Below are 24,419 nucleotides of genomic sequence, written 5' to 3'. Positions count from 1 at the left end.
CCGCAACTCAGAGCGTCACCAGGATTTTGCCGAAGACCTTGCGGGATTCCAGGCGTTCCAGGCCCTGCGCGAAATCGGCCAGCGGCAGGACCGTGTCCACGACCGGGGTGATGCCTTGCGCCATCTTGGCCATGGCGTCGCGGATATTGGCCATGGAGCAGCCGAACGAGCCGGTGATGCGATATTGTTGCTGGAACAGCTGCATCAGGTTCATGGTGGTCGAGACGCCCGAGGTCGAGCCGCAGGTGACGAGGCGGCCGCCGCGCTTGAGGCACAGGAGCGAGCCGTTCCAGGTGTCCGGTCCGACATGCTCGAACACCACGTCGACGCCCTTGCGCTTGGTCAGGCGACGCACCTCGCCCTCGAAGCGCTCGTCGCGATAGTTGATGACGTGGTCGGCCCCGAGCGCCCTGGCCTTCTCGCCCTTGGCGTCGTCGCCCACGGTGGTGAACACCGTGCAGCCGATGGCCTTGGCCATCTTGATCGCCGCCGTACCGATGCCGGAGCCGCCGGCATGGACGAGGATGCTCTCGCCGGGCTCCAGGCGGGCATTGTCGAACAGCATGTGCTGCACGGTGCCGAAGGCCACGGGGGCACAGGCCGCATCGGTGAAGCTGACGCCGTCCGGGATCTTGACCACGAGGCGGGCCTGCATGGTGACGCGCTCGCGGGCAAAGCCGTCGATGTGGAAGCCCATGACGCCGGAGACGTCCTCGCACAGGTTGTCACGCCCCTCCCGACAGGCCTTGCACCGCCCGCAGGTTTGGGCGCCGTACATCGCCACCCGGTCGCCCTCGGCCAGATTCGTGACGCCCTCGCCGATGCAGACGATCTCGCCCGAGGCTTCGGCCCCCACGGCGAGGGGAAGCTTGCGCTTGGCGAAGGCCATGCCGCGAAAGCCCCAGACGTCGATGAAGTTGAGGCCCACGGCGCGCACGCGGATCTGGACCTCGCCGGTGCCGGGGGCGGCGGGCTCCGCGACGTCTTCGAGGCGCAGGTCGCGGTCGCCGTGGAGCTGAAGGGCTTGCATGGGGCTCTTTTCTCTTCGCGGGCGCATCCGAATACCCTCCCCCTCTGCGGAGGAGGGTGCCTGTGGAGCAGGCGGGCGAGGGGCGCCCTGTCCGGAGATGGCGCTCCCCTCACCCGACCCGCTGGTGCGGGCCCCCCTCTCCCGCGGAGGGGAGAGGGGAATGCGGTGATGCCGCTCTGGCTAACCTTCGCGGCACGGGGCATCAACCCGTCGGCCCGCATTCACTCCGGCGACAGATAGCGCCGCCGGGCCCAGCCGAGGATCGGGCCGGCCTTGACCCGGCACCAGGTCAGCCCGCTCGGGGTGTCGGCGGTGCAGCCGAAGCCGCGCAGGCGGGCGCCCACCGGCGCCTGCCCAAGGGCGGGGGCAGCCGCGTCCGGCGTCTCGCGGATGCTGAGGGTCTCGCCGCGTGGAAGGCCGTCGACCCGGTACGCCTCGGCGGCCGAGGCCGGGACAGCGGCAAGCAGGGCCAGGACCAGCGCGGCTGGGATGGCGGACGAGAGGCGCGAGAACATGGGACGGCTTGGTCTCAGGTGCGGTGGACGCCCATCATGGCGGTGAGGCCGCCATCGACCGGCAGAACCGTCCCGGTGATGTAGGCCGCGCCCTCGCCCATCAGGAAAGCCGCGAGGGCCGCCACGTCCTCGGGCCTCGCAAAGCGGCCAGCGGGAATCTGGCGCTCCATGGTGGCGCGATAGGCGGCATAAGGCGCCATCATCTCGGTGTCGATGAAGCCCGGCGCGATCACGTTGACGGTGACACCGCGCTTGGCCGATTCGATCGCGAGCGTCCGGCAATAGGCGATCAGGGCGCCCTTGGTGGCGGCATAGGCCGCGTTGCCCGGACTGGCCTGCAGGGCCGCCACCGAGCCGATGGCGACGATGCGCCCGGAACGCCCCCGGATCATGCCCCGCACGAGGGATTTCGCCAGGCGGGTGAGCGACCAGAAATTTACCTGCATGGCCGCCTCGGCCCGGTCCTGGTCCAGCATCGCCGCGAGTGCATCGGAGGATTGGCCGGCATTGTGGACATAGCCGTAGAAGCGCTCGTCCTCGATCCGGTCGCAGAAGGCGTCGAGCGCGGGCCGGTCCGCGAGGTCCAGGGCTTCGGCGGTGATCGCGCGGCCGGGATACGTCGCGACGAGATCCGCCACGAGGGCCTCGGCCGCAGCGCCGGAGGAGCGATACGTGAAGGTGACATCGTGTCCGGCGGCGGCGAGCGCCCGCACGATGGCGGCTCCGAGGCCCGAGGCGCCGCCGGTGACGAGGACGCGCGTATGGGATTCGGGGCGCAGGTCCGTCTTCATGCCGGCTCGTCCGCCAGCACGAGACAGGTGTTCTGGCCACCGAAGCCGAACGAGTTCGAGAGAACCCGGCGCACCGGAACGTCGCGGGCTTGCGCCACGATGTCGAGGGGGATGGCCGGGTCGGGCATCGCGTAGTTGATGGTCGGCGGAATGCGGCCATACGTGATGGTGAGGAGCGAGATCACCGCCTCCACCGCTCCGGCGGCCGTGAGGGTGTGCCCGATCATCGACTTGTTGGAGGACACCGGCAGGGTGCGGATGCGGTCGCCGAAGACGGCGGCGCAGCTCATCGCTTCCATCTTGTCGTTCTCGGGCGTCGAGGTGCCGTGGGCGTTCACGGTGTCGATGGCGTCGGGTTCCGTACCGGCATCGTCCAGGGCCGCGCGGATCGCTGCGATGCCGGGGGCGCCGTCGGGGCTCGACCGGGTGCGGTGGAAGCCGTCGCCCTTCTCGCCGCAGCCGAGCACGTAGCCAAGGATCTTCGCGCCCCGGGCGCGTGCGGCCTCCGCGTCCTCCAACACCAGGGCGCCGGCGCCCTCGCCCATCACGAAGCCGTCACGATTCTTCGAGAACGGCTTCGAGGCCGCCTCCGGCGGGTCGTTCTGGGTGGAGAGGGCGGAGAGCAGCGAGAAGCGAATCAGCGATTCCGGGTTCACTGAGCCGTCGGTGCCGATGCAGAGGGCGGCCTTCACCTCGCCGCGCCGGATCGCCTCGACCCCGAGCTGGATCGCGGTGGCGCCCGACGAGCACGCGGTGGAGAGCGAGATCGGCGAGCCCTTGGTGCCGAAGCGGTCGGCGATGTGGTCGGCCACCGTGCCGAAGATGAAGAGGTCGTGCCAGGCGTCGAAGCGCCGGCTCGCGGCGGCGCGCTGCAGGTCGGTATAGGTGATCGGGCCGTTCTGGCCAGAGGCCTCGGCCAGGGCTTGGCGCTGCGGCCATTCGATCTCCACCGGGGGCACGGCGATGAACAGGGCGCCGGGAAAGTCGCCGGGGCGGCCGAGGCCCGATTGCGCGATAGCCTCGTCGGCGGCTTCCTCCGCGAAGCGCTGCGACAGGGCGGGGGCGACCAGCGGATCGGTGTCGAGGAAGTCGACGGTGCCGGCGATGCGGGTGCGCAGGCCCTCTGTGGGAAAGCGCCGAATGGCGTGGATCCCTGAGCGGCCGGCCGTCAAGGCGGCCCAGTTGTCGGCCTGCCCCTGGCCGAGGGAGGTGACGATGCCGAGACCTGTCACCGCCACCAGCGGCCGGCCCTTCGTGTCCCGATTCGTCGCGTGCCGGGGAGATGGGTTCGTCATCGCGCCGTTCTACACCGTTCTTTGCAAGGGCCCTTCGCCCATTGTGGCCGCTCCGATCGAATCGGCATCTCAGGGCGCCGTGACTCGGATCACGCCCTCGCCGCGGCGATGGCCCACCACCGTCACGGCGACTTCGCGCAGACCTGTCTCCGAGACCAGGGCCGCCGCCAGCGCCGCCCCGAAGGGCGCCGTGGTCTCGAGGCTGTGGCCCGTCACGTCGCCCAGCGCTGTCACGGGAATTCCCGGGGCGAGGCGCGCCAGGGCCGCGCCCTCCTCCGCGGTGATCGGGGCGACTCCGGTGGCGCCGGAGATCACGGCGTCCGGGGCGTCGAGGCCCGTGCTGGCCCAGAGCGCGGCGAGGCTGGCTTCGGTGCTGCCGGGCTGCCGCCGGGTTCGGTCGCTCGCCACGATGTCGAGGCGTGCCAGCGCCTTTGCCCCGCGCGCTGCCGCATGCTCGGCCGTCTCCAGCACCAGGAAGGCGGCGGCGCTTCCGAGGATGAAGCCGGCCTCGCTGTCCGGTGTCCGGTCGAAGACCGGGCGGAAATCGTGGGCGCGCAGGTAGCCGCCCATCTCGTGAATGACCATCACGTCGGGACGTTCGGCGCTGTAGGAGCCGCCCACCAGCATGCACTCGACCTGCCCCGAGGCGATCCGCGCCTGGGCGATGCGCAGCGCGTCGGTGCCGCAGGCCTCCTCGCCCATGAAGGTGCGCGAGGCCCCCGTGACCCCGTGGACGATGCCGATATTGCCGGCGAGCAGGTTCGAGAGCTGGGCCAGGAAGAGGGTCGGACGCAGGTCGTTCTGGAGATGCTCGTTGAGGTAGGCGCCCGGATCGGCCGCTTCGCGCAGGCCGGTGAGGATGGCGCCGTCGACCGCGGTGTCGCGCTCGCCACCGCCCGCCGAGACCACGAGGTGCATGCGGCTCTTGAGGTCGGCATCGCCCTTCACCCCGGCGGATTCGAGGGCGAGGCCGGCGGCGTAGACGCCGAGGCGCTGCCAGGGCTCCATCTGGCGCTGATCCGATTTCTTCGGGATCTGTCCGTCGAGGGCGATCGGCGCGACCGGATGCACCGTGTAGGGCGCGAACGTCTCGGTGTCCGTCCGCGCGGGGGCACCCGCTGCCAAGACCGCCAGATGGGCCACAACGCCCTCGCCCGCGCAGGAGACGAGACCGATGCCGGTAACGACGACGTCGCGCGCAATACTCATGTCAGGACGCTCATGCAGGCTCCCCCGCGAGATCGAACAGGCCGATCCTGCGGGCCCGCTCGCGCATCGGCCCGTCCAGCCCGGCCGGGAACGGCATGGTGCGGAAGCGCAGTTCGGCATTGGCCAGCGGCTTGCCGTCGTGGCGGATCGCCGCCTTGGTCACCGCGTAGCCCGAACCGTCATGCTCCAGGCTGGCCTCGATCTGGAGTTCGGCGCCCGGGCCGACGAAGGCACGGAAACGCGCCTTGTCGACGCCCATCAGGAACGGCATCTGCCGGAAGCCCAGATGCGCGAGGACGAGGTAGCCCGAGGCTTGCGCCATGGTCTCGGTGAGCAGCACGCCGGGCACCAGCGGATGGTCGGGAAAATGCCCCTCGAAGACCGGGCTCTCCATCGGCACGCGGGCCAGGGCCTCGATCCGGCCGGCCTCGCGGTCGAACCGGGTCACGGCATCGATCATCTCGAAGTATTCGAGGCGCATGGCGTCCAGATCCCGTGCGGGCGGGTTTTCGAAGAGGCCGCGCCGGATGGTCGGGACGGCCGAGATCACGCCTGCGGTCAGGCTTTGGCGGCCTTCTCGGCCACCAGGGCGTCGATGCGGGCGCACAGATTCTTGAGGACGAAGTACTCCTCGGCCGGCACCTTGCCCTCGTTGACCTCCTGGGTCCAACGCTCGAGCGGGAGCTTGATGCCGAAGGCCTTGTCCACCGCGAAGGCGATATCGAGGAAGGCGAGCGAATCGATCCCGAGATCGTCGATGGCGTGGCTCTCGGGCGTGATCGTGTCGCGCGGGATGTCGGCGGTGTCGGCGATGATGTCCGCGACGCGGTCGAAAGTGGCGGTATGGGTCTGGTCGGACATGCGTTCTCGCCGTGTGACTGGGTATCCCGCCGGAATCGGCCCATGCCGATCGGGGGCCGGAATGATCCGGCGCATGATGCCCGGTGCCCCCGGTCGCGCAGCATGCCCCGTGAGTCGGCGTCTCCGCCGACCCTGGACAGGGAAGGCGGTCCCTTACACGAGGGGGGTAGGACGGGCAACCTTGGCCATCACGGCGTCGCGATCCGGCCCTCGTCTCCATTCCGATCCGGCGCGAATGGCCTAGATGCACGCCGAGGGACGCCAGGATGCCGCGCGGGCGGCCGTTCCGCATAAGGTCGAGCAGGACGATGGCACACCCTCCCTCCCTTACGTCCCCAGTGACGCATCCCGACGGCGTCCTTGACCCACGCGTCGAACCCGACCTTCCGCCGAGTGCGGGGGCACACCCCCTGTCCGGGGCAGCACAGGGCGTCGCCCGACTCACCCTCGTCGTCGTTCTCGCGGGGCTCGGCCTCTGGGTCCTGCACCACTTCATCCCGGCCCTGGTCTGGGCGGTGATCCTGGCGATCGCGCTGGGTCCCCTCTACGCCCGTGCCGAACGACGGTGGCCGCCGGGCGGCCACAACATCGCCCTGCCGGCCCTGTTCACGGCGGGCGTGGCGCTGGTCTTTCTGATACCCCTTGTCGTGCTGGGGGTGCAGGCGGCCCGCGAGGCTCACGACGTGGCCGGTTGGGTCCGCTCCTTCGAGAAGACCGGCATTCCCGTGCCGGAGTTGCTGGGTCATCTGCCCTTCGGGGCGGCGCAGGCGCAGGCCTGGTGGGCGGAGACCCTGAGCCACCCGGCGGCGGGCTCGGAGTTGCTGCAGCATTTCGACAAGTCGGCGGTGCTCGGCGCGACGCGCAGCCTCGGGGCCGAGATCGTCCGCCGCACCGTGCTGTTCGGCTTCAGCCTGGTGGCCCTGTTCTTCCTGTTCCGGGACCGGCGCACGGTCGTGGCTCAGGTTCTCACGGCCAGCGCCAAGCTGTTCGGCCCGCGCGGCGAGCGGGTGGCACGCCAGATGGTCGCCTCGGTTCACGGCACCGTGAACGGACTGGTCCTGGTCGGACTCGGCGAGGGCGTGCTGCTCGGAATCGTCTATTTCTTTGCCAGTGTACCGCATCCGGTGCTGCTCGGGGCGCTGACGGCGGTCGCCGCCATGATCCCGTTCGGCGCACCCTTGGTCTTCGGCCTTGGGGCGGCGTTCCTACTCGCCAACGGTGCGGTGGTACCGGCGGCGGTCGTGGTGGCGGCGGGCCTCGTCGTCACCTTCGTGGCGGACCACTTCGTGCGCCCGGCGCTGATCGGCGGCACCACCCGCCTGCCCTTCCTCTGGGTGCTGCTCGGCATCCTGGGCGGGGTCGAGACGTTCGGGCTGCTTGGCCTGTTCCTCGGCCCGGCCGTGATGGCGGCGCTGATCCTGCTGTGGCGGGATTTCACGCACGGCGCAGAGATCGAGGAGCCCCGGGCCTGAGCCCGGGGGCGCGGCGGTTCAGGCCGGGCGCGGCAGCTTGCAGCTGTCGAGGGCGTTCAGGGCTTTGGCCCGGGCGGAGTCGTTAAAGTAGCCGGTGCTGCGGTAGGCATCCAGCTCAGACTTGTCGAGGGTGGCGAGGGTCTGGTTCGCGTAGCAGCCGCAGGGGCGGGCCAGCGAGACCTCGGACACATTCTGCAGGCGGGCCTGGGTGACGGTGCAGGCGTGACGCACGCGGCCGGTCAGGTTGCTCGCCGATGCGGTCTTCAGCGCCGGATCGGGGGTGTAGCCTTCCAGCGACGCGGTCGGGCCGGGCTTGTTGGCATTGCAGGCGGCAACGAGCGAGAGCAGGCCAGCGGCGAGGAGGAGCCGGCCGGTGCGCGGGGCGATGAGGCGCATGGGATCGATGGGTCCGTGAAAGCGATTCGGGAACGAACCGGTTTCCCGTGAGGGTCCCGCCCGCGCAAGGGCGCCAGGGCCACAGTGGAGACGCAAACGCCGCCGCCCCGAAGGGGCCGCGGCGCGCGTATCCAGACTATCCGACGCTGTCGGAATCTTCGATCAACCGATGCGATCGGGCTTTCGGCATCAGCCGACGATGTCGGAATCCTGGAAGAACTGGGCGATCTCGGCCTTGGCGTTCTCGAGGCTGTCCGAACCGTGGACGGTGTTCTCGCCGACCGACTCGGAGAAGGTCTTGCGGATGGTACCCTCGTCGGCATTGGCCGGGTTGGTGGCGCCCATCACTTCGCGGTACTTCGCGACGGCGTTGTCGCCCTCGAGCACCTGCACGACGACCGGACCCGAGGTCATGAACTCGACCAGCTCGCCGAAGAACGGGCGCTCCTTGTGGATTTCGTAGAACTTCTCGGCCTGGGCGCGGCTCATCTGGATGCGGCGCTGGCCGACGATGCGCAGGCCCGCCTTCTCGATCACGGCATTGACCGCGCCGGTCAGGTTCCGCTTCGTCGCGTCGGGCTTGAGAATGGAGAAGGTGCGCTCGGTGGCCATGGTCCGTCCGGGTGTGATCGCTCAGCCGAAAATGGCTTCGGCGCCGGGCTTATAGCGGGCAGGCTCCCTCCCCTCAACCCGAGGCGGGATTACTGGGGATAACCGGTCCGACGGAGCGCGATTCTCGGCGAACATGGCTTTGGCGCAACAATGCCGGAAAAACGCCCGATTGCGGAGGCCTCCTGTGGCCAGACGATCACGGCCCCCTCTTCCGCAATAAAACGCCATACGGAGACCAGGACATGCGCGTCGCCCTCACCGCCGCCTTCATCCTCGCCGGCCTCGCTCCCGCCGCCGCGGTACCGACCCAGGACCCGACGGGCACCTGGCTCACCGGCGATGGCCGCGCCAAGGTGCGCATCGACCGATGCGGGCCGGGTGCCGCCAACATCTGCGGCAAGGTGGTCTGGGCCAAGACCGCCACCAACGAGGATGGCAGCCCGCGCACGGACTTCAAGAATCCCGATCCGAAGAAGCGCAGCCGGCCGGTGGTCGGCCTGACGCTCCTCGATAACCTGAAGCCCGAGGAAACCAAGTTCTCCGGCGAGATCTACAACGCCGACGAGGGCAAGATGTACCAGGTCAGCCTGGAGCGCGAGAGCAGCTCCGAGCTGTCGGTCTCGGGGTGCCTGCTCAAGGTGCTGTGCGGCTCGCAGACCTGGACCCGGGTGCCGGACGTGAACCAGCAGGCTTCCGCCCAGCCGGAGCCGGTCCCCGCCGTGAAGGCCGCGCCCAAGGCACCCAAGGCGGCCCCGGCCAAGCCGGCGGTCGTTCCCGCCGAGTAGTCCGGCCGGCGCGGAGCGGCGGTCTCAGACCGCCGCGAACCCGCGCTGAACCGCCGGCCGTGCCATCACGCGATCGAGCCAGGCTCGCACGTGGGGCACGCTGGCCAGTTCGATGCTCTGCTTCTCGTGGTACTTAGCCCAGGGCAGGATCGCGATGTCGGCGATCGAGTAATCGCCCGCCACGTAGTCCCGCTCCGCGAGGTGCCGGTCGAGCACGCCGTAGAGGCGTTGGGCCTCCGTCGTGAAGCGCTCGATGGCATAGGGGATCTTCTCCTGTGCGTAGATGCGGAAATGGTGGACCTGGCCAAGCATCGGCCCGAAGCCAGCCACCTGCCAGAACAGCCACTCGTCCACCGCCACCCGTGCCCGCTCGTCGGCCGGATACAGGCATCCGGTCTTGCGCCCGAGATATTGCAGGATGGCGCCCGATTCGAACACCGTGATGGGCTCGCCCCCCGGCCCGTCGGGATCGACGATGGCCGGGATCTTGTTGTTCGGCGAGATCTTCAGGAAGTCCGGGGCCATCTGATCCCCGCGCCCGATGTTCACCGGCACCACCCGGTAGGGCAGCCCGCACTCCTCCAGCATGATCGGGATCTTCCAGCCATTCGGCGTGCTCCAGGTGTGCACGTCGATGGGTTTTCCCGGCGCGTGTGCCATGCGGTTCTTATCCAGCCCAGTTCAGGCCCGCTCGATTCGCCGAAACAATCCGGGATGCGGGCGGAAGGTTGCAGACTCCGTGCCATGGACACGGGGCCGTGGCACAGGCGGCGACACGAGCAGTGGATCGCCCGGGAAGCCGCGAGAATGGTGCTTGCCACCGCTCAGGGTTGTGGCTGTGATGCGGCCGGCCCGCTGCACGGCGGCGCCCAAGCGTCCCGGGGGTCGTCATGCTGTCATTCCGTTCGCGTCGCACCGCTGCTTTGTTCGCGGCCTTCGGGCTTCTGGCAAGTCCCCTCATCCTGACGAGTCCCGTCATCACCGGCGGTGCGCTGGCGCAGGCCGCGCCGAAGCCCGCGAAGGAACTCAGCGTCGGCCAGAGTGCCGCGCGCGAGCGCCAGAAGAAGTGCGGCGCCGAGTGGCGCGCTCTCTCGGTCGCCGACAAGGCCGCCCAGGGACCGAAATGGCCGCAATATTATAGCAAGTGCGTGAAGCGCCTGAAGCAGGTGAAGGCCTGAGGGGGTCGACGCCCGTTTCCCTTCGCCGACCTGATGCTTTCCTGAGCGTGTAAGGAACGCAAGCCTGACCGCACCGGTTTCCGAAGCGGTCGGGTGATGCGGTGGCGGGATGGAACGATGCGGGAGCGGCGGGCGCTGCAGCGTGCGGTGGCATTGGTGGCCCTGGTTCCGGTGGCCTCCGGCCTCTACGGCGTGCTGTTCGGCGTGAACGGCCTCGGCCGTACCGGGCTCGTCGACGTGTCCGCCGACAGCCACTTCCGTTACCTGTCCGGCCTGCACATGGGCATCGGCATCCTGTTCTGGACCTGCGTGCCCGGCATCGCGGCGAAGACGACGCTGTTTCGGTTTCTCACGCTGGTGGTGGCCCTCGGCGGGCTCGCCCGCCTGCTCGGGTGGGCGCTGACCGGGCTGCCGTCGGTCCTGATGCTGGCCGCCCTCGCGGTCGAACTGGTTGTCACGCCCCTGCTCTGCCTGTGGCAGGCCCGGGTCGCGGCGCGGTATGGGGCCGACCCGTCCGGTCCGGACCTCACTCATCGAGACCTCTCTCATGAGGGGCTGGCCCGTCAGGCCACATCGCGCAGGGCCGCCGGGTGAGCGACCTCGCCGAGGCACGCCTCCGCCCGGTGGATCGGGGCCTCGCCCTGTTGGAGCGCTTCGTCCCGAAGCCCAGCGCCTGGGCCTTCGCCGTGCGGATCTGGCTGGCCATGATCCTGGCTCTGTACGCGGCTTTCTGGCTGCAGCTCTCCAGCGCATCCTCGGCCGCCGTCTGCGTGGCCATCCTGGCGCAGCCGACCCGCGGCCAGGCGCTCTCGAAGGCGGTCTACCGCTTCCTCGGCACCCTCGTGGGCGCGGTCGTGGCAATCGTCCTGATGGCGCTGTTCGCGCAGGACCGTGTCGTGCTCCTCGTGGCCTTCGCGACTTGGCTCGGCCTCTGCGTCTTCACCGCCCACTTCCTCCAGGACACCCGCGCTTACGGCGCCATGCTGTCCGGCTACACCGTGGCGATCATCGCCATTGCGCATATCGACAGTCCGCAGAACACCTTCGATGCCGCCGTCGACCGCGTCGCGGCGATCACCCTCGGCATCGTGGCGATCACCTTCATCAACGATGCCCTCGGATCTCCGAGCATCTGGCGCTCGGTGCGCGACGCGCTTGCGGGCGCCATCGGGGAAACCCGGACCTTCGCCCGTGAGACCCTGATGCGGGGCGATCCCGGCTCCGAGCGCGCGGCGGCGCTGATCCGCAGGATCGCTGCCATGCGGGGCGATGCCAGCGCCATCGCGGGCGAACTCGATGACGGCCCGGATCGAGCCGCCGGCGCCCGCAGCGCCATCGCGGGCCTCTACGTGATGGCCGCCGCCGCCCGCCATCTCCGGGCCGCCCTGGCGCGCCTGGACGAAACGTCGGCCGCCTTGGAGGAGGCGCGCCGCCTCTGCCTCGAACTCACCGAGCCGGAGGGCGATCCGGACCGGGCGGTGGACCGGCTCTCCGACCTCGTCGAGTCTGCGATGCGCGACGGCGCAGTGCCGCTCGATGCGATCCTGGCCCTGCAGCGCGCCCTCGATTTCGCCCGTGCGGCCGGTTTCGCGCAGGACGGTTACCGATCCCTGGCCGAGGGCGGACGGCCACGTCGAGACGTTCCCCTCCCGACGCACCGCGACGTGCCGGAAGCCCTTCGGGGGGCGATGCGGGTGGCGATCGCCTTCGGCCTCAGCGCCCTCCTCCTCATCCATGCCGGCTGGCCTGCGACCTCCTTCGCGCTGGTGCAGGTCGCCTCCACCTGTGCCCTGTCGTCGATCACGCCGGACCCGCGAGCCTTCGCCAAGGGCGTGCTCATCGGCATGCCGCTGGCGGCCCTCTGCGCAGGCCTCGTGCTGTACGGTGCCCTCGCGGGGGTGCAGGGCTTCCCCCTGCTGGCCATCGCCATGGCGCCGGTGGTGTTCACGGCCTGCTTCCTCAGCCTCAATCCGCCGACCTTCGGCATCGGTTTCATCCTGCTGGTGTTCTTCCCCGTGCTGCTCTCCCCCTCGAACCCGCAGACCTACGATCCGCAGGGTTTCCTCACCAACGCCTTCCTGGTCATCGTCGCGGCGCTGATCCTGTTCTTCACCGTTCGGATCATCCTGCCCATCTCCGCCGGTCGCCACCGGATCTTTGCCCTCGATTCGGCCCGGCGCGCCCTGGTGGATGCGCTCGCCGGCCGCGGCGGCGACGCCACGACGCGGACCAGCCTCAACAGTGACCGCCTGCTGCAATTCGCCCACTGGAGTTCGGGCAGCAGCGCCGTGCGCGCCGCCAGCCTCAACCGGGCCTTCGACCTGGCGCGGATGGAATCGGCCGCCGCCCGCGCCCACGCGCAATTGCGCGGTCTGGCGCAGGACCCGTCGCTCGCCGCCCTTGCCGTGCTGGCGGCCGCCGCCATCACGGCCGTGGATGCCGCCGGGATGCGGGCCTCCGCCCGAGCGCTGCTGGCGGCGGGACGCGATGCCGTGCCGGCGACGCGGATGCATCTGGCCCGCGCGGTGAGCGACCTGACCACCGCCGCGCACGTGATCGAGAGCCAGGGACGGTTCCTGCGCCGCCTCGGCATCGGGGCCGCCTGATGCGCAGCGACCTGAATGTCGGCGGCATCCTGATCTCGCCCTTCGTGACCTATGCCGCCGGGGCCCTGGCCATCCTCGTGCTCCTGCGTCTCCTGTTCGCGCGCTTCCGCGTCAGCCGCTACGTCGCCAATCCACCGCTTGCGGAGGCCGGCCTCTACGTCTGCATCCTCGCCCTCCTGATCGTGTTCCTGTGACGATGGCCGACCAAAAACCCGATGATACGCCCCAGCAGGCCCCGCAGGTACGCGGACCGGACACCAGCCCGCGCCGGTCCGGCCGCGGCCGCCGCCTCCTGCGCCTCGTCGTGACGGGAATCATCCTGGCCTGCGCGGCGGTGGCGGCCGCCCTCGTCTGGCAGTTCTACGTCACCGCCCCGTGGACCCGGGACGGGCGGGTGCGGGTCCAGGTCGCCGCCGTCGCCCCCCAGGTCTCCGGACAGATCACGGAGCTCCGCGTCGCCGACAACCAGCAGGTGAAGAAGGGCGACATCCTCTACGTCATCGACCCCTTCGATTTCGAGGTCTCGGTGGCGTCGGCCCAGGCCGAACTCGAGAACCGCGAGGCCGACCTTCAGGTCAAGCGCACCCAGGCCGCACGCCGCGAGGCCCTCACCACCCTCTCCACCTCGGTGGAGGAGAAGCAGCAATATGCCGGCACCGCCAAGATCGCGGAGGCAGCCCTCGCCTCGGCCAAGGCACAGCTCTCCCAGGCCAAGATCAACCTGGAGCGCACCCAGGTGCGCGCGCCGGTGAACGGGCGGGTAACCAACCTGCTCCTGCGGCCGGGCGACTACGCCACCACCGGCACCGTCAACATCGCCGTCATCGACACCGACTCGTTCTGGATCGACGGCTACTTCGAGGAGACCAAGATGGCCCACATCCATGTCGGCGATCCGGTCTCGGCCGAACTCCTCGGTTACGACCCGCTGATCCACGGCATCGTGGAGAGCATCACGCTGGGCATCAGCACCGCCAATGCCACCGCGAGCACCCAGGGACTGCCCAACGTCGACCCGGTCTACACCTGGGTGCGGCTGGCCCAGCGCGTGCCGGTGCGGATCCGCATCGCGCGCGTACCCGAGGGCGTCACCCTGGTCGCCGGCATGACCGCCACCGTCTCGGTGGGGGAGCCCGGCCGGCATCGCGACGACTGGCTCGCCCGCCTGCGCGGCCGCTTCAGCGGCGCGGCTGCGCCGACCCCCTGAGCGATAGGCGCCCCGGCAGGGATTCTTCAGGCTGTGGCGATGGGAAGGAGGACTGTCGCGAAATCGCGAAAATAGGGTCTTGACGCATCTTCGATTGGGTCGCACCTTGTTGTGGTGCTTCGACGGCAAAGCACAGCTCAAGCAACGAGGAGGCTTGATCGTCCGACGATCATGACCAACGAGAAGCAGGAGATATGGGAATGACGCCACCCCAGCAGGCAGCTGCGGCGATCATCCGGGGTTGATTCGACCCGGACGTTGAGCAGCGCACACGCGAATATCGGGACGGAAGCGGTCTCAGGAGCGCAGAAGCGGCCGGAACGGCACGACTTCAGACATGCACCAGGCTCCATCTCGGCCGCTTCCGCCGCCGATCACGCGAACTCAACCGCTTTGGTTGAGATTCAAGATCATCAAGACTTCCGCATAGTATTGCTCACCGACCTTCAAGGCGTGTGGCTCCAGGCCGTATGGCTTGAAACCGGCTGCTTCGTAACGCCGGATCGCACGCGTGTTGGTTGCCCCAACCGACAGGTTGAGATCCTCAACGCGGCTCGTCGCCTGGTCGATCACGGCGGAGATAAGCGCCGTTCCGATTTCCTTGCCGCGCGCGTCTGGCCTGACATAGGCGCCCCAGAGCGTCCCCTTGTTCCGAAGCTTCGGTGAGTCCGGCATGAAGAGCCCGGCTGCACCGACGAGCCCGTCTCCATCCGGGGCGCCGAATACGGCGTGGGTCTTCAGCGTGGCGCCGAACCACTCGAGCGGCTGTTCGGCCTCTGACTCCCAGGAGGCGCCGAAGGCCTCCGGGTGTCGGGCGAGGCCGTCGAGGCGAAGGGCTCGGAACGCAGCCGCATCCCGGGTTTCAAGCCTGCGGATGGAACCCATGAACCGCATCCCCTTCGTCCGTCCGGCAGGAGGCTACTCGATGCCGAGCTTCGCCTTGAGCAGGGCGTTCACGGCCGCCGGGTTCGCTTTGCCGCCGGTGGCCTTCATCGTCTGGCCGACGAACCAGCCGAGCAGGGTGGGCTTCTCGCGCGCTTGGCTGACCTTGTCCGGGTTCTTGGCGATGATCGCGTCCACCGCAGCCTCGATGGCGCCGGTGTCGGTCACCTGTTTCATGCCGCGTGACTCGACGACCTCGCGCGGGTCGCCGCCTTCGGACCACACGATCTCGAACAGGTCCTTGGCGATCTTGCCCGAGATCACGCCCTCGCCGATCAGGTCGACGATGGCGCCGAGCTGGGTCGCCGAGACCGGGCTGGTCTCGATGCTGTGGCCCTCCTTGTTGAGGCGCCCGAACAGCTCGTTGATGACCCAGTTCGCCGCGGCCTTGCCATCGCGGCCCGTGGCCACCGCCTCGAAGTAATCGGCCGAGGCGCGCTCGGCGATGAGCACGCCCGCATCGTAGGAGCTGAGGCCGTAGGTCTCGATGAAGCGCGCCTTCTTGGCGTCGGGCAGCTCCGGCAGGCCGGCCGCCAGGGCGTCGACATAGGCCTGGTCGAATTCCAGCGGCAGCAGATCCGGGTCGGGGAAGTAGCGGTAATCGTGCGCCTCTTCCTTCGAGCGCATGGACCGGGTCTCGCCCTTGCCGGGATCGAACAGGCGGGTCTCCTGGCTGATGGTGCCGCCATCCTCGATGATGGCGATCTGGCGCCGCGCCTCGGTCTCGATGGCCTGACCGATGAAGCGGATCGAGTTGACGTTCTTGATCTCGCAGCGGGTGCCGAGCGGGGCGCCGGGTTTCCGCACCGAGACGTTGACGTCGGCGCGGAGCGAGCCCTTCTCCATGTCGCCGTCGCAGGTGCCGAGATAGCGCAGGATGGTGCGCAGCTTGGTCACGTAGGCCCGCGCCTCCTCCGACGAGCGGAGGTCGGGTCGGGACACGATTTCCATCAGGGCGACGCCCGAGCGGTTGAGGTCGACGAAGCTCTGGGTCGGGTTCTGGTCGTGCAGGGACTTGCCGGCATCCTGCTCCAGGTGCAGGCGCTCGATCCCGACGGTGATGGTCTCGCCCTCGGCTAAGTCGACCAGCACTTCGCCCTCGCCGACGATCGGGTCCTTGAACTGGCTGATCTGGTAGCCCTGCGGCAGGTCCGGATAGAAGTAGTTCTTCCGGTCGAACACTGAGCGGTGATTGATCTGCGCCTTCAGCCCGAGACCGGTGCGCACGGCCTGGGCCACGCACTCCTCGTTGATCACGGGCAGCATGCCGGGCATGGCTGCATCGACCAGAGAGACGTGGTCGTTCGGTTCGCCGCCGAACTCGGTCGAGGCGCCCGAGAACAGCTTGGATCGGCTGGTGACCTGGGCGTGGATCTCCATGCCGATCACGACCTCCCAGTCGTGCAGGCCGCCCTTGATGAGCTTCTTGGGGTTCACGGCAGCGGTCATGATGGCCCGGATTCAGCGTTGCGGGGCGCGAATGCGCGCCTGAAGGGTGGAAGTGCCGGCCGGCGCGGTCAAGCGCGCAGGCGGTAGAGCTGGTGCGCCAGGAAACCGAGAGCGCCCCACAGGAAGGCGGCGATCCAGCGCACGGGGAAGAAGGTCGGGCCGTCGTGGCTCACCGGCGCCGGCCACGGGATGCCGATCGCGGTGACGCCCCACGACACCAGCACCGAGACCGCGAACGCCATCAGCGAGACGAGGATGATCTTCACGAACTGGTCCGACTTCCAGCCCATGATCAGCGCGATGGCGATCAGGACGGGATCGAAGGCGGCCCAGATCCAGACGTCGAAGGGATAGACCGGGACGGTCATCGGCTGCGCCTCATGCCCACCACGCGGGCGGCAGCCGGGTCCGCCCGGCCGCGTCCTCGATGACCTGGGCGGCGGCGAACAGCGTCTCCTCGTCGAAGGGTCGGCCGATGAGCTGGAGTCCGAGGGGCAGCCCCTGCGCGTCGAGGCCGGCCGGCACCGAGATACCGGGCAGGCCCGCCATGTTCACCGTGATGGTGAACACGTCCTGCAGGTACATCTCGACCGGGTCGCCGGAGCCCTTCTCGCCGACGCCGAAGGCCGCCGCTGGGGTGGCGGGCGTCAGGATCGCGTCGATGCCGGCGGCATAGGCCTCTTCGAAGTCGCGCTTGATCAGGGTGCGGATCTTCTGCGCCCGCACGTAATAGGCGTCGTAGTAGCCGGCCGAGAGCACGTAGGTGCCGATCATGATCCGGCGCTTGACCTCGCGGCCGAAGCCGGCGGCGCGGGTGTTCTCGTACATTCCGGCGATGTCCTTGCCGGGCACCCGCAGGCCGTAGCGCACGCCGTCGTAGCGGGCGAGGTTCGAGGAGGCCTCGGCCGGGGCGACGATGTAATAGGCCGGCAGAGCGTAGGATGTATGCGGCAGCGAGATCTCGCGGATCGTGGCGCCGGCATCCTTCAGCATCGCGGCGCCCTGGTCCCACAGCGCCTGGATCTCGGCCGACATGCCCTCGACCCGGTACTCCTTCGGGATGCCGATGGTCAGGCCCTTCACGCCGCGGGCCACCGCCGCCTCGAAGTCGGGCACGGGCAGGTCGGCGCAGGTGGTGTCGCGCGCGTCCGCACCCGCCATCGAGCCGAGCAGGATGGCGCAGTCGCGCACCGTGCGGGCGATCGGCCCGGCCTGGTCGAGGGAGGAGGCGTAGGCCACCGTGCCCCAGCGCGAAACCCGGCCGTAGGTCGGCTTGATGCCGACGGTGCCGGTGAAGGCGGCGGGCTGGCGGATCGAGCCGCCGGTATCCGTCGCCGTGGCGCCGAGGCAGAGATGCGCGGCCACCGCCGCCGCCGAGCCGCCGGACGAGCCGCCCGGTACCAGCCGGGTGTCCGATCCGGCCCTGCGCCAGGGCGAGACCACGTCGCCATAGGCGGAGGTCTCGTTGGACGAGCCCATGGCGAATTCGTCGAGGTTGAGCTTGCCGAGCAGGACCGCGCCGTCGCGCCACAGGTTGGCGGTCACGGCCGATTCGTAGGCGGGCGTGAAGCCCTCGAGGATCTTCGAGCCGGCGGTGGTCGCCACGCCCTCGGTGCAGAACAGGTCCTTGATCCCGAGGGGAATGCCCTCGAGCGGGCGGGCCTCGCCGGCGGCGATCTTCGCATCCGCGGCCTGCGCCATCGTCAGGGCCTGATCCGGCGTCTCGACCAGATAGGCGTTGAGGCCGCGCGCCTTCTCCATGGCGGCGAGATGCGCCCGGGTCAGGTCGGCAGCGGAGAAGGCCTTGGCCTTCAGCCCGTCGCGGGCTTCCGCCAGGGTGAGTTCATTCAGAATCGTCGTACCGGAGGCAGTCATGGGCGCTCGTCCTGTTGAGCCCCGATGCTCCGCCGTCGCCATCCCGTGGGCGCCGGGCGGACCGTCGCTCGGGGCGGCCTCGTTCGCTAGGGGGCGGATCGCGCGCCTATTCGACGACCTTCGGGACCAGGAAGTAATGGTCCTCGGTCTCGGGCGCGTTGGCCACGATGGCGTCGGCCTTGGCCCCGTCGGTGACGACATCCCGGCGCTTCTTCATCGCCATCGGGGTCACCGAGGTCATCGGCTCCACGCCCGTCACGTCGACGGCGCCGAGTTGCTCGACGAAGGCCAGGATCGCGTTGAGTTCACCCTGCAGGGGAGCGACCTCGTCCTCGCTCACCGCGATGCGCGCCAGGTGCGCGATGCGCCTCACCGTCGTTGCGTCGACCGACATGCTGTCTTCAGATCCTCAGGCACCCCTGCGCCGGCCCGCGAGGCTCGCGGGCGATGGGGCCTCGGGCGGGCTATAGCACCCGCCTTCCCGCGCTCGCAACGCCGGGTCGCTCCGCCCGAGCCCCGCACCCGTCAGGTGATGATGTGGTGGGGCAGCAACGGGGATTCGATGAGGATGCCGGACCGGGCTGCGTTCGGCTCCGCCTGCCGGAATCCCAGCACCAGGATTTCGAGGGCCAGGGCCAGCATCAGCTTGTGCCGCAGGGGCATCGCACGCCGCGCAGGGCTCGCCGCGGAGGCAGGACGCGCGCGAGGAGCAAGAAGTGTGGGAGGGGCATCGGAAAAGGTCGGAGTCATTCGGGCCGCATCCAGGATCTTAACGATGCGTTAACGATGCTCTGGCTCACGGGGTCCGCGCAAGGCTATGACAACACTTCTTTAAGGTTAATGCGGACCAGGAGGGTCATTCACATGTGGGAAGCGGTCTTCTCGCCCTGTGCGCCGGGGCCGGTGGCGACGGAGGCGGCCCTCGAACGGGCCGAGGCCGAGCTCGGATACGGCCTGCCGGAGAGCTATCGCGCCTTCTGCCGGACCCTCGGGGCAGGGCTCGCCAACGGCTATTTCCGCGTCGCCGTCCCGAGCGACGATCCGGAGACCGATCTCCTCGCGAATTCCGAACTGATCGCGCACAGCATCGCCTCCGTCATCGGCGAGCGACCGGACCATCGCTTCGAGGTCGAGGGCGACGATCCCGCCGTCGTCGAGCGGGCCGGCTTCTTCGGGCGCTCGGAGGCCGGCGAGTTCCTGTTCTGGGACGTGGTGCCGGGCCGCGACGAGTACGAGATCTGGGTGCTGGGCGCCGACCTCGAATCGGTTCGATTCGGGGGCGCCGATCTCGTCGACCTGATGCGCCGGAGCCAGGGACCGGCGGTGCGTGGCATCCTCGGCATGGGGGCAGCCCCCCTCCCCGCCAGCTTCGTCGGCGACGGCACTGCGGGCGCGGCCGGCCTGCACTAAGCCGGCATGGCCACCGGCGCCCCGCATCGGGATTCCTTGCCGTTCCGCGCCGGATCGATCAGGAGGAGCGGGCGCACAGGAGAGGATGGCACATGGACGTGGCCGAGATGCGGGCCTTCGCGGAGGCCTCGCAAGGCGGGCCCCGCCTGATCGGGATCGATCTCGGCACCAAGACGATCGGCCTCGCCCTGTCGGATGTCGGGCGCCAGATCGCCTCGCCGCTCGAGACCATCCGCCGGGTCAAGTTCACCCCGGACGTGAAGCACCTCGCGGCCCTGTGCGAACGGCACGGCGTCGGCGGCCTCGTGATCGGGTTGCCCCTCAACATGGATGGCAGCGAGGGCGTGCGGGTGCAGTCGACCCGGTCCTTCGTGCGCAACATGAAGCCGCTGCTGCCCCTGCCCGTCCTCTATTGCGACGAGCGCCTGTCCACCGCCGCCGTCACCCGCGCGCTGATCGCCGCGGATGCCTCGCGGGCCAAGCGCGGCGAGGTCGTCGACATGCTGGCCGCCGCCTACATCCTGCAGGGTTGCCTCGACCAGATGCGTGGCGCCCTTGCCGACGACGCGGAGTCCGGCGACGAACCCTGAGCCGCCCTATCCCACCAGCGACACCGCCCCGCTGCCGTGGCGCTCGATGCGCCCGTCGAGCTCGAGTTCGAGCAGGGTCGTCTGGACGACGCGGACGCTGAGGCCGGCGGTGCGCGCCAGTTCATCGGTCCCGATCGGCGTCGGGCTCAGGAACCCGATGAGCCGGGTGCGATCATCGCGGGCGTCGGGCGCCTCGATCTCCTCGGCGGGCATCGGCAGGACGATTCCGTCGACATCGAGCTCGTCCCAGAAGATCGGGGCGTCGGCGAGGTCCGGGCGGTCGACCGCCAGGGCGTCCCGTCCGCCCGCGCCGCCCTCCTCCAGCAGCGGTGCGATCGCCTCCGTGACGTGCGCGACCTCGGAGACCAGGGTGGCGCCCTGGCGGATCAGGTCGTTGGTGCCCTCCGCCCGCGGGTCGAGGGGCGAGCCCGGCACGGCGAAGACCTCACGGCCCTGTTCGAGGGCGAAGCGGGCGGTGATCAGCGAGCCCGAGCGGCGGGCGGCCTCCATCACGATGGTGCCGTAGGCGAGGCCCGAGATGATGCGGTTGCGCCGCGGGAAGTCACGTCCGCGCGGCACCCAGCCCATCGGCATCTCGGCCAGGATGGCGCCCCCCGCCTCCAGGATCGCATCCACCAGGGCGGCGTGGTTGGTCGGGTAGATCCGGTCCTGCCCTCCGGCCAGCACCGCGACGGTGCCCGGTACCAGCGCGGCCTTGTGGGCCCGCGCGTCGATGCCGCGCGCCAGCCCCGAGACCACGACCAGCCCGGCCTCGCCGAGCCCGCGCGCGAGGCGCTCGGTGAAGGCGAGCCCCGCGGCGGAGGCGTTGCGCGATCCCACAATGGCGATTGCGGGGCGGTGAAGGATCGCGGCCGGCCCCCGGATCGCGATCAGGGGGGGAGCCGAATCGGCCGCCTGCAGCAGCTTCGGGTAATCGGCTTCCCCCAGGGCAACGAGGCGTGCACCGAGGCGGCCGGCGGCGGCAATCTCGGCCTCGGCTTCCGCACGGCCCGGAGGCACGATGCGCTGGCCGCCGCGGCCGGTCAGGCCCGGAAGGGCTTCGAGGGCCGCACCGGCCCCGCCGAAGCGATTGATCAGGGTGCGGAAGCTGCGCGGGCCGATGCCCTCGGTGCGGATCAGGCGCAGCCAGTCGAGACGCTGGGCATCGGTGAGCTGCATTGCCCTCCCCCTCCGGAGCGGGCAGCCGGCCTCAGCCCTTCTGCCCGATGCGCCCCTCGGTTCCGTCGATCAGCCGGCGAATGTTGGGCGCATGCTTCCACCATAGCAGGGCTGCAAGCACGAGAAACAAAAATGCAACCGAGGGCTGTCCGAGTGTCCATAGCACCAGAGGCGTCAGGGCCGATGCGGCCAGAGCCGCGAGGGACGAGTATTTCAGCGTGAAGGCGAGGCCGAGCCAGATTGCCGCGAAGGCCAGGAGGCCGAGCGGGCTCAGGGCCAGAAGGACGCCCAGGAAGGTCGCGACGCCCTTGCCGCCCTTGAACCCGAGCCAGACCGGGAACAGGTGCCCGAGGAAGGCGCCGAAACCTGCCACGAGACCTGCCACGAGACCCGCCTCCATTCCGAATCGCCCGGCGAGGAGGACCGCGACGGTACCCTTCAGCGCATCCCCCAGAAGGGTGGCGGCGGCCAGCCCCTTTCGCCCGGTGCGCAGCACGTTGGTGGCGCCGATATTGCCCGAACCGATCGCCCGCACGTCGCCGAGCCCGGCAAATCGGGTGAAGATCAGCCCGAACGGGATCGACCCGAGGAGGTAGCCCCCCGCGAGCGCCGCCAGCAGGACAGGCCAGAGTTGCGAATCGATCGGGCTCACGCGGCGGCCTCGGTCTCGGCGGGGGCGCGGAAGACGATCCGTCCCTCGACCATCGTCAGGATGGCGGCTCCCTGCAGGCGGGCCTCGTCGAAGGGCGAGTTCTTCGAGCGCGACTTCAGCTGGCGCTTGTCGAGCACGTAGGGCAGGTCGGGGTCGATCAGCACAAGGTCGGCGGGGGCGCCCGCCGCGAGCCGTCCGGCCTGGCGTCCGAGCAGGCGGGCGGGGTTCGCCGTCAGGGCCGCGAGCAGGCGCGGCAGGCCGACATCGCCGGTATGGACCAGCCGCAGGGCCGCGCCCAGCAGGGTCTCGATGCCGAGGGCGCCGTCGGCGGCCTCCGCGAAGGGCAGGCGCTTGGTCTCCACATCCTGCGGGTTGTGGTCGGAGACGATGACGTCGATCACCCCGTCGTTCAGGGCCGCCACCAGGGCGAGCCGGTCGGTCTCGTGGCGCAGGGGCGGCGAGAGCCGGCAGAAGGTGCGGTAATGGCCGATGTCGCCCTCGTTGAGGACGAGGTTGTTCACCGAGGCGCCACAGGTGACGGGCAGCCCGTCCGCCTTGGCCCGGCGCACGATCTCGACCGAGTCGGCGCAGGAGATCATCGCCGCATGGTAGCGGGCTTGCGTGAGGCGCACGAGGCGGATGTCACGCTCCAGCATCACCGTCTCGGCCTCGCGCGGGATGCCGAGCAGTCCGAGCCGCGAGGCCATCTCGCCCTCGTTCATCACGCCGTCGCCGACGAGGTCCGGCTCCTCCACGTGCTGCATCAGCAGGGCGCCGAAATCGCGGGCGTAGGTGAGCGCGCGGCGCATGACCTGGGCGTTCGCCACCGCCTTGAGACCGTCGGTGAACGCCACGGCGCCGGCCTCCTGCAGCAGGCCGAACTCGGTCATCTCCTGGCCGGCGAGGCCTTTGGTGATGGCGGCGGCCGGCAGGACGTGGACGCTGGCGGTGTCGCGCGCCCGGCGCAGGACAAAGTCGACGATGGCCGGCCCGTCGATGATGGGATTGGTGTCCGGCATGCAGACCAGCGTGGTGACGCCTCCAGCCGCGGCCGCCGCGCTGGCGCTCGCCAGGGTCTCGCGATGCTCGGCGCCGGGCTCGCCCACGAAGGCGCGCAGATCGATCAGGCCGGGGCTGAGAACGTGGCCGCCGCAATTGATCGTCTCGGCCTCGTCCGGCACTCCGGCCAGCGGCCCCCAGCCGACATCGTGGATCAGGCCGTCGCGGACGAGGACGTGGCCGGGCGCCTGCCGGCCCGTGGCCGGATCGCACAAGGTGGCGTTGGTCAGGAGGATGGGGCGCACGCTCATTACCCTCGACCCGCAGTGACGGAAGGCTTCAGGCACGGCGCGGACGGGATGAGATCATCGGATAAGCGAGGCACCTGAGAATCCTTGCTCCGTCGCGGCTTTAGAACTGCGCCCGCGTTTCGACTGCGCGCGGCGCGGCGTCAAGCAACAATGGCCGTCCAATCAGATCCGGGGTGGGTCGGATGTTGCCGAAACGGCAGGCCGGCCGATCTCGATCGCCACAAGCAGCTTCCATACATGGCGCCTCGACATTGCGAAACCAAAGGTTGTATAGCGCATAGAGGAACTGCAAGGGGTCAGGATGAGCCAAGTCCAAGATCACTATTGTAACCTGCTCGCCGCTCACTATTCCTGGATGAACGGGATGCCGTTCGAGGAGAAGGTTGCCGAGCAACGGGCACTTCTGACTAGCCTTGGCATCGGCATGGGGTCAAAAGGACTGGCCATCGATCTCGGCGCCGGTCCGGGCTATCAAGCCCACGCCCTGGGCGAAATTGGCTTTGAAACGATCTTAGCGTTGGATACCAGCCGTCCTCTCCTAGATGAGCTGGAGGCGGCGAACGACCGTTATCCGATCCGAGCGATACTGGCCGACTTGCGTGATTTTCCGACGTTTGTCGAGAAAACCAGCGTCGATGCTGTTGTTTGTATGGGAGATACTCTGACCCATCTGAACGACCTGTCCGACGTCTGGACGCTGTTCCAAGACGCGCACGAGGTGTTGCGTTCGGATGGGCGTTTGGCCCTGACATTCCGCGATCTTTCGACCGAGCTGACCGGACTCGATCGCTTCCTTCCCATTCGCGCTGATGATCAGCGCATCATGACGTGCGCGTTGGAGTACGAGCCCGATCGTGTTGTGGTGACAGACCTGATTCATATCCATGCGGAGAATGGGTGGACGCTTCACAAGAGCAGCTACAGAAAATTACGTCTCGACTCGGCATCAGTCACGCAGGAATTGGCGGGAATCGGCTTTGTCGTCGATCACGACGGAGCCATTGGGGGAATGCGTGTAATCGCTGCGCGTAAGCTGTGATCTCCTTTGTCCGAAC

The 24,419-nt window shown here is 69.3% G+C and carries 29 protein-coding genes; 10 read left to right on the top strand and 19 right to left on the bottom strand.

The features are described from left to right. Positions 1-7 precede the first annotated feature (7 nt). The 7 genes from ASF57_RS09985 to ASF57_RS09955 all read right to left on the bottom strand — a co-directional run bounded on the left by ASF57_RS09985 (position 8) and on the right by ASF57_RS09955 (position 5,701). On the bottom strand, positions 8-1,030 hold the full coding sequence (locus tag ASF57_RS09985) for a zinc-binding dehydrogenase (RefSeq protein ID WP_056482504.1): 1,023 nt from the start codon (positions 1,028-1,030) through the stop codon (positions 8-10). 221 nt (positions 1,031-1,251) lie between these two features. After that, positions 1,252-1,545, bottom strand: a complete 294-nt coding sequence (locus ASF57_RS09980; RefSeq protein WP_056482501.1) for an SH3 domain-containing protein — start codon at positions 1,543-1,545, stop codon at positions 1,252-1,254. Between the two features lie 14 nt (positions 1,546-1,559). Continuing rightward, entirely contained in the window at positions 1,560-2,336 is a 777-nt protein-coding gene (locus ASF57_RS09975) for an SDR family NAD(P)-dependent oxidoreductase (RefSeq protein WP_056183842.1), read from the bottom strand. Beyond that, positions 2,333-3,631 (bottom strand): beta-ketoacyl-ACP synthase, encoded by a 1,299-nt coding sequence (locus tag ASF57_RS09970; RefSeq protein WP_056482498.1) that lies wholly within the window; start codon positions 3,629-3,631, stop codon positions 2,333-2,335. Before ASF57_RS09970 ends, ASF57_RS09975 begins: the two co-directional genes overlap by 4 nt. Before the next feature lie 69 nt (positions 3,632-3,700). Beyond that, a complete protein-coding gene (locus ASF57_RS09965; protein ID WP_056482495.1) occupies positions 3,701-4,840 on the bottom strand; it encodes a beta-ketoacyl-ACP synthase in 1,140 nt (379 codons plus the stop codon). A 10-nt stretch (positions 4,841-4,850) separates the two neighbouring features. Continuing rightward, positions 4,851-5,321 (bottom strand): 3-hydroxyacyl-ACP dehydratase FabZ family protein, encoded by a 471-nt coding sequence (locus tag ASF57_RS09960; RefSeq protein ID WP_056184313.1) that lies wholly within the window; start codon positions 5,319-5,321, stop codon positions 4,851-4,853. A gap of 77 nt (positions 5,322-5,398) precedes the next feature. Continuing rightward, complete coding sequence (locus ASF57_RS09955) at positions 5,399-5,701, bottom strand: acyl carrier protein (protein WP_055949487.1); 303 nt, start codon at positions 5,699-5,701, stop codon at positions 5,399-5,401. Between the two features lie 308 nt (positions 5,702-6,009). Here ASF57_RS09955 and ASF57_RS09950 point away from each other — a divergent pair, with 308 nt between their 5' ends. Then, on the top strand, positions 6,010-7,173 hold the full coding sequence (locus ASF57_RS09950) for an AI-2E family transporter (protein WP_082503811.1): 1,164 nt from the start codon (positions 6,010-6,012) through the stop codon (positions 7,171-7,173). An 18-nt stretch (positions 7,174-7,191) separates the two neighbouring features. On the opposite strand, the gene ASF57_RS09945 is transcribed toward ASF57_RS09950, so the two are convergent. Both ASF57_RS09945 and ndk read right to left on the bottom strand, forming a co-directional pair. Then, the gene (locus tag ASF57_RS09945; protein ID WP_056183847.1) at positions 7,192-7,569 is read right to left on the bottom strand and encodes a hypothetical protein; all 378 of its coding nucleotides are present in this window, start codon (positions 7,567-7,569) and stop codon (positions 7,192-7,194) included. Positions 7,570-7,758: 189 nt separating this feature from the next. Next, complete coding sequence (ndk, locus tag ASF57_RS09940; protein WP_056183849.1) at positions 7,759-8,181, bottom strand: nucleoside-diphosphate kinase; 423 nt, start codon at positions 8,179-8,181, stop codon at positions 7,759-7,761. Between the two features lie 242 nt (positions 8,182-8,423). Between ndk and ASF57_RS09935 the strand changes: the two genes are divergently transcribed. Beyond that, the gene (locus ASF57_RS09935) at positions 8,424-8,966 is read left to right on the top strand and encodes a DUF2147 domain-containing protein (RefSeq protein ID WP_056482492.1); all 543 of its coding nucleotides are present in this window, start codon (positions 8,424-8,426) and stop codon (positions 8,964-8,966) included. 24 nt (positions 8,967-8,990) lie between these two features. On the opposite strand, the gene ASF57_RS09930 is transcribed toward ASF57_RS09935, so the two are convergent. Beyond that, the gene (locus ASF57_RS09930) at positions 8,991-9,626 is read right to left on the bottom strand and encodes a glutathione S-transferase N-terminal domain-containing protein (RefSeq protein ID WP_056183854.1); all 636 of its coding nucleotides are present in this window, start codon (positions 9,624-9,626) and stop codon (positions 8,991-8,993) included. 230 nt (positions 9,627-9,856) lie between these two features. Between ASF57_RS09930 and ASF57_RS09925 the strand changes: the two genes are divergently transcribed. From ASF57_RS09925 to ASF57_RS09905, 5 genes are all read left to right on the top strand, one after another. After that, positions 9,857-10,144: a hypothetical protein gene (locus tag ASF57_RS09925; RefSeq protein WP_156376040.1), complete on the top strand. Its 288-nt coding sequence runs from the start codon at positions 9,857-9,859 to the stop codon at positions 10,142-10,144. 117 nt (positions 10,145-10,261) lie between these two features. Next, positions 10,262-10,738 carry a DUF4345 domain-containing protein gene (locus ASF57_RS09920; protein ID WP_056482489.1) on the top strand — a complete coding sequence of 159 codons (477 nt, stop codon included), beginning with the start codon at positions 10,262-10,264 and terminating at the stop codon, positions 10,736-10,738. Next, positions 10,735-12,750: an FUSC family protein gene (locus tag ASF57_RS09915; protein WP_056482486.1), complete on the top strand. Its 2,016-nt coding sequence runs from the start codon at positions 10,735-10,737 to the stop codon at positions 12,748-12,750. The genes ASF57_RS09920 and ASF57_RS09915 overlap by 4 nt, the downstream gene beginning before the upstream one ends. Continuing rightward, entirely contained in the window at positions 12,750-12,944 is a 195-nt protein-coding gene (locus tag ASF57_RS09910; protein ID WP_056482483.1) for a DUF1656 domain-containing protein, read from the top strand. The genes ASF57_RS09915 and ASF57_RS09910 overlap by 1 nt, the downstream gene beginning before the upstream one ends. 2 nt (positions 12,945-12,946) lie before the next feature. Further along, on the top strand, positions 12,947-13,957 hold the full coding sequence (locus ASF57_RS09905) for an efflux RND transporter periplasmic adaptor subunit (protein WP_056482480.1): 1,011 nt from the start codon (positions 12,947-12,949) through the stop codon (positions 13,955-13,957). A 384-nt stretch (positions 13,958-14,341) separates the two neighbouring features. On the opposite strand, the gene ASF57_RS09900 is transcribed toward ASF57_RS09905, so the two are convergent. From ASF57_RS09900 to ASF57_RS26385, 6 genes are all read right to left on the bottom strand, one after another. Continuing rightward, a complete protein-coding gene (locus ASF57_RS09900; protein ID WP_200935843.1) occupies positions 14,342-14,842 on the bottom strand; it encodes a GNAT family N-acetyltransferase in 501 nt (166 codons plus the stop codon). Positions 14,843-14,875: 33 nt separating this feature from the next. Then, the gene (gene gatB, locus ASF57_RS09895; RefSeq protein WP_056482474.1) at positions 14,876-16,348 is read right to left on the bottom strand and encodes an Asp-tRNA(Asn)/Glu-tRNA(Gln) amidotransferase subunit GatB; all 1,473 of its coding nucleotides are present in this window, start codon (positions 16,346-16,348) and stop codon (positions 14,876-14,878) included. A gap of 68 nt (positions 16,349-16,416) precedes the next feature. Continuing rightward, a complete protein-coding gene (locus ASF57_RS09890) occupies positions 16,417-16,716 on the bottom strand; it encodes a hypothetical protein (protein WP_056482471.1) in 300 nt (99 codons plus the stop codon). A 10-nt stretch (positions 16,717-16,726) separates the two neighbouring features. After that, on the bottom strand, positions 16,727-18,223 hold the full coding sequence (gene gatA, locus ASF57_RS09885; protein ID WP_056482468.1) for an Asp-tRNA(Asn)/Glu-tRNA(Gln) amidotransferase subunit GatA: 1,497 nt from the start codon (positions 18,221-18,223) through the stop codon (positions 16,727-16,729). A 106-nt stretch (positions 18,224-18,329) separates the two neighbouring features. Beyond that, positions 18,330-18,617, bottom strand: a complete 288-nt coding sequence (gene gatC, locus ASF57_RS09880; protein WP_056482465.1) for an Asp-tRNA(Asn)/Glu-tRNA(Gln) amidotransferase subunit GatC — start codon at positions 18,615-18,617, stop codon at positions 18,330-18,332. 131 nt (positions 18,618-18,748) lie between these two features. After that, positions 18,749-18,886: a hypothetical protein gene (locus ASF57_RS26385; protein WP_200935842.1), complete on the bottom strand. Its 138-nt coding sequence runs from the start codon at positions 18,884-18,886 to the stop codon at positions 18,749-18,751. A 201-nt stretch (positions 18,887-19,087) separates the two neighbouring features. On the opposite strand from ASF57_RS26385, the gene ASF57_RS09870 reads away from it, so the two are divergent. Beyond that, positions 19,088-19,633, top strand: a complete 546-nt coding sequence (locus ASF57_RS09870; RefSeq protein ID WP_056482460.1) for an SMI1/KNR4 family protein — start codon at positions 19,088-19,090, stop codon at positions 19,631-19,633. Between the two features lie 92 nt (positions 19,634-19,725). After that, entirely contained in the window at positions 19,726-20,223 is a 498-nt protein-coding gene (ruvX, locus tag ASF57_RS09865) for a Holliday junction resolvase RuvX (RefSeq protein WP_056482457.1), read from the top strand. A gap of 6 nt (positions 20,224-20,229) precedes the next feature. On the opposite strand, the gene dprA is transcribed toward ruvX, so the two are convergent. The 3 genes from dprA to ASF57_RS09850 are packed head-to-tail and all read right to left on the bottom strand — an operon-like array spanning position 20,230 to position 23,358. Continuing rightward, entirely contained in the window at positions 20,230-21,402 is a 1,173-nt protein-coding gene (gene dprA, locus ASF57_RS09860; RefSeq protein WP_056482454.1) for a DNA-processing protein DprA, read from the bottom strand. A gap of 31 nt (positions 21,403-21,433) precedes the next feature. Next, a complete protein-coding gene (gene plsY, locus ASF57_RS09855; RefSeq protein WP_056482451.1) occupies positions 21,434-22,054 on the bottom strand; it encodes a glycerol-3-phosphate 1-O-acyltransferase PlsY in 621 nt (206 codons plus the stop codon). Continuing rightward, positions 22,051-23,358, bottom strand: coding sequence for a dihydroorotase (locus ASF57_RS09850; RefSeq protein WP_156376058.1), 1,308 nt, complete (start codon positions 23,356-23,358; stop codon positions 22,051-22,053). Before ASF57_RS09850 ends, plsY begins: the two co-directional genes overlap by 4 nt. Positions 23,359-23,665: 307 nt before the next feature. Here ASF57_RS09850 and ASF57_RS09845 point away from each other — a divergent pair, with 307 nt between their 5' ends. Continuing rightward, complete coding sequence (locus tag ASF57_RS09845; RefSeq protein ID WP_056482444.1) at positions 23,666-24,403, top strand: class I SAM-dependent methyltransferase; 738 nt, start codon at positions 23,666-23,668, stop codon at positions 24,401-24,403. Positions 24,404-24,419 lie beyond the last annotated feature (16 nt).

It is taken from the genome of Methylobacterium sp. Leaf117 (genome assembly GCF_001422985.1).
In the GTDB taxonomy this organism is placed as follows: domain Bacteria; phylum Pseudomonadota; class Alphaproteobacteria; order Rhizobiales; family Beijerinckiaceae; genus Methylobacterium.
This window is presented reverse-complemented; position numbering and strand designations above follow the sequence as displayed.